At 65.5% G+C, this 3923-nt stretch carries 2 protein-coding genes; both read right to left on the bottom strand.

Going from position 1 to position 3923, the window contains the following annotated elements; translation table 11 throughout:
• Positions 1 to 1906, bottom strand: a 1906-nt coding sequence (locus tag AC1DWI_RS15975; protein ID WP_477725198.1) for a two-partner secretion domain-containing protein, incomplete at its 3' end; no start/stop codon positions are given.
• A 32-nt stretch (positions 1907 to 1938) separates the two neighbouring features.
• On the bottom strand, positions 1939 to 3678 hold the full coding sequence (locus AC1DWI_RS15980) for a ShlB/FhaC/HecB family hemolysin secretion/activation protein (RefSeq protein WP_477725199.1): 1740 nt from the start codon (positions 3676 to 3678) through the stop codon (positions 1939 to 1941).
• Positions 3679 to 3923 lie beyond the last annotated feature (245 nt).

Genomic DNA, 3923 nt, shown 5'->3' on the forward strand with positions numbered 1-3923 from the left:
AGGTAATGCTGATACTGCCGCCCGTACCACCTGCCTGTCCAGCCCCCAGCCCGGCGGAACCGCTGGCGGTGATGGCGGCGGTGGAGACACCGGCGCCCGAGATGCTGACGGCCCCGCCGCTGCGGCCCGGGTTGCCGGTGGTGGCAGTGCCTCCTATGGCGTTGATGGCCCCGAGCAGGTTGACAGTCCCTKTGGCGTTGAGGGTGACGTTGCCGGCATTGGTATTGCCGGCGCCGGTGGTGGTGATGCTACCGGCCGCAGTGCTGGTGATATTGGCCGCCGAAAGATTCACGCCGCCGGAAGCCGTTAGTGCGGCATTGAGGGCAATCGTGTTGCCCGCTTCAAAGCGGACCTTGTTACCCGCCGCCATGGCCAGCGCGCTGGCCAGCGTGATGTTGCGCGAGGCCTGGAGGTACAGCTCGCTGTAGCCGGTGATGTCGGCGATCTGGATGGTGTACGTGCCCGTCGGGCTCGGTGGATCGAAGAGGGCCACGTCGGGCGTGCCATCGGCATTGTTGGGTGGTGAGGACTGTATGGTGGTGTTGATGTCGATGTCCTGCGGGTCCAGCAACACCCTGCCGCCAGTACCGGCCGGCGCGGCCACGTCGATACTGCCGCGCAGGTCCAGCTGCTGCTTGCCCGAAACCTCGACAAAGCCGCCGTCGCCGCCGTTGGCACCGCCGCGCGCGCTGACAGCGCCGCTGTGGCGCGTGTCACCGTCGGCCCAGACCACCACTTTTCCGCCTTTGCCGCTGTCTGTCGCGTCGGCCCGTATCGATGCGCCTGCGGCCACATAAGTGCGTGAAGCATTCTGGACGGCCGCATTGCCGCCCTGGTAGTCGCCGCCCACCAGCGCGGTGCCGCCGCCGGCCGGGCCGGACACGTCAATGGATGCGCCGGTGTTCAGCGCCACCTTGTCGCCAAGCACCTGCACCGTGCCGCCGCTTTGGCCCGGTGCGGTGCCGCTGGCATCGAGTGTGCCGGAGACCTGGACAACACCTGTGCCACCGCCGCTCAGCACAATCGTGCCGTTGCGCTCCACGGCGGAGTTGGCGCGGATGACGCCGGACTGGTTGATGACGGTCGCCATCGCATCGCCCATGGCGCTGGCCAGCACGGCAACCCGGCCGCCCGTGGCCGTGATGCTGCCGCTGTTGGTGATCGCGGCCTGTGCCGCCGCCGCATCCACCGAGAAACGCACCAGGCCTGTGCCCGAAGTGTCGACCGACACGCGGGAGCCTGCCAGCAGGCCAACCGAACCAGCGTCTGCGGTGATGGCACCGGTATTGCTGACCTGGGGCGCGGCCAGCAGCACGTAACCGCCGCGCGCGACGTTGATGCTGCCGTGGTTGTCCACCCGGCCGGAGGCGTTGCCGCTGAAGGTGTAGCGACCTGCCATGAAGTCGCCGTTGCCGATGTCGAGACTGGAGGCGACGAGCCCGCCCACATTGACTTGCGCCCCAGGAGCGAACATCACACCCGCCGGGTTGATCAGGAAGACCTGGCCGTTGGCGCTCAGCGAGCCGAAGATGGATGAGGCACCGTTGCCGATGACGCGGTTCAGCGCGACGGACGAAGCGCCGGGCTGCACGAACTGCATCGATTGCCCCACGCCGATGTTGAAGCTTTGCCAGTTCAGCACCGCCTTGTCGCTGGTCTGGTTGACCACCATGGCGTTGGCCGACGGCGTGCTGACGCTGGCCTGGCCTCCCACCACCTGCGCGCCTTCAGGCAAGGCGGTGGCCCAGGGCGAGACAACCGCCAGCAGCGTCGCAAGCAGGCGCGACAGCCTGCGGTCGCTGCGGATGCGGTAGGTGGCCGAGAGCTTGCGAGACAGGCGGACCACCACCGTACGCACGGACCAGGGGCTATAGGCGGCGCGGGCGGAAGAAGTGTGGGCGGTCATGATGGGCATGCAGAGCGGGGAGTGGGGCCGGGCTAGAACCAGGTTTGGACCGACAGCCAGGCGCGCGGCGCACGGTCCGGGTCGCCGGTGGACGGCAGCGCCGTCGTGGTGCGCCAGGCCAGGTAGGTCTTGACCAGGAATTTGCCGGACTGGCCCAGCGTGGCGCCCACACCGGCGGAACCGAGGCTCAGCGTGTTGGCATTGCCCGGCACAGTGGGGCCGTTCTGGTTGAAGCGAATGCGCCCATGGTCATAGAAAGCCAGCAGGGTCAAAGGCTCACCCCAAACCGTTGGCGCGAGCTGGTAACGCGACTCCAGGTTCAACAGGAAACCGGCGTCGCCGACGCCTTCGCCCACTGGGTAGCCGCGCACGCCATTGGGCCCGCCCAGAACCATTTTTTCGGCCGAGCTGAGGTTTTTCGACGCCAGCTGGGCCTGTGCCGCGACGTGAAAGCTGTAAGCGRCATCAAAAAACTGGGAGCGCTGGAATTCCAGGTTCAGCTTGCTGAAACCGCCCGCTGTGCGCAGGCCGCCGAGGCCATCGTCAAGCGCCTGATCGGCCGCATTCAACGTGAGGCGGCCAAAGGTGGCGTTCACGGCATAGTTGTTCAGGCTGCTGCCGCCTGCCAGTTCGTCGATGAAGTTGCCCGCCAGCCCCAGCCTGAGCGCGGCGATGTCGCGCTCGCTTTTGAGTGCGGGTGTGCGCGTTTCGTCAACGAGCTTTTTTTGCTCTGCACTGATGAGGCCGTACAAATTGCTGGCGCGCCCGCGCAGCAGGGGGTGGGACAGGCTGAGGCCGAGAATGTCGGCCCGGCCGCTGGCCCCCAGCGGCTCGAACTGCTTGCCCAGCGCGTAATCCAGGCGCACCGCGCTGACCCCCACCCTTGTGCCGTAAGCGCCGACCGGCACGGTGTAGCCGGCACGGTATAAGGTCGAACCAGCCTGGTCGCTTTGCTGGGTGCTCAAGGCCAGCACGTCACCGCGCCCCAGCAGGTTGTTGAGATTGGCACTTAACGTGACACGCGCGGCACCAGCGGCGCGCGCACCATGGTTGTCTACGCTGACCGAGCCGTCGGCGCGCGGCCCTTTGCCCTGCACGGTGATCAGGACATCCGCCAGGCCCAGGCGATCTCCAGGCTCGACCGTAGCGCCGGCGTCGTACCCCGCCAGGTCGCGCAACAGCAACACCGGCTTGTCGAGTGCGTATTCGGTAACGGCGTCACCGGACCGCAGCTGGCCGCCCACCAGTTCTTCCGCGAACGTCTTTGAGATACCAGCGCCGTCGACACGCACAGTGACGCGGCCGACCCGCGCTTCGATGATGGTGATGGCGACAGTCCCGCCTTCTGCGGGAAACGCCTGCTCGGGCAGGTACGCCTGCGTGAGCAGATAGCCGTTCTGCCGGTAGAGCGCGCTGACGGCATTGGCGGCGTCTGTGAGGCCAGCCAGATCCGTGGACCGGTGGAGCCGGCTCGACAGCAAAGCCGCAAGTGCTTCACTGGAGAAAACGCTGTTGCCGGAGAAACTGAACGCCGCTGGCGTGATGCGCGCCGTTCCCGCCGCTGGCTCCGCAACCCGGGGTGGTGTCAGTTCAGGTAGTGGGCCGCTACGCGGGGGTAGCAGCGGTAACGAACCTTGCGGCTCCAGCAGCGTACCGGCATCGGGCCGCACGTCCACGCGGGCCTGCGCCAGCGCAGGGACGTTCAGGGCGATGCATGCGCCCAGAACCCCCCAGGCAAAAAGCCTGGATGCCAGAAAGACTGAACTGCGCAAGGAGCGACCCTTTCGATGTACAAATGAAACAAAATGTTTTATTGGTTGTAGCGCTTTACCCTTACGCTGTCCAATATTTTCCGCTAAAGAACCTCTTATTTTCGCGGTAAGTGTTTGTTTTTACACGATTATTTTAGGATTTTGAGAAAGTAAGCGGGCACGCTCAATGTTCTTGGTTAAATGTAAGTAAATGTTAGAGCATTATTCCCACCGGCAGGCAGACAGAAGTGGCCGTCGGCCGCATG

The sequence above is a fragment of the Polaromonas sp. P3_C2 genome (genome assembly GCF_056402675.1).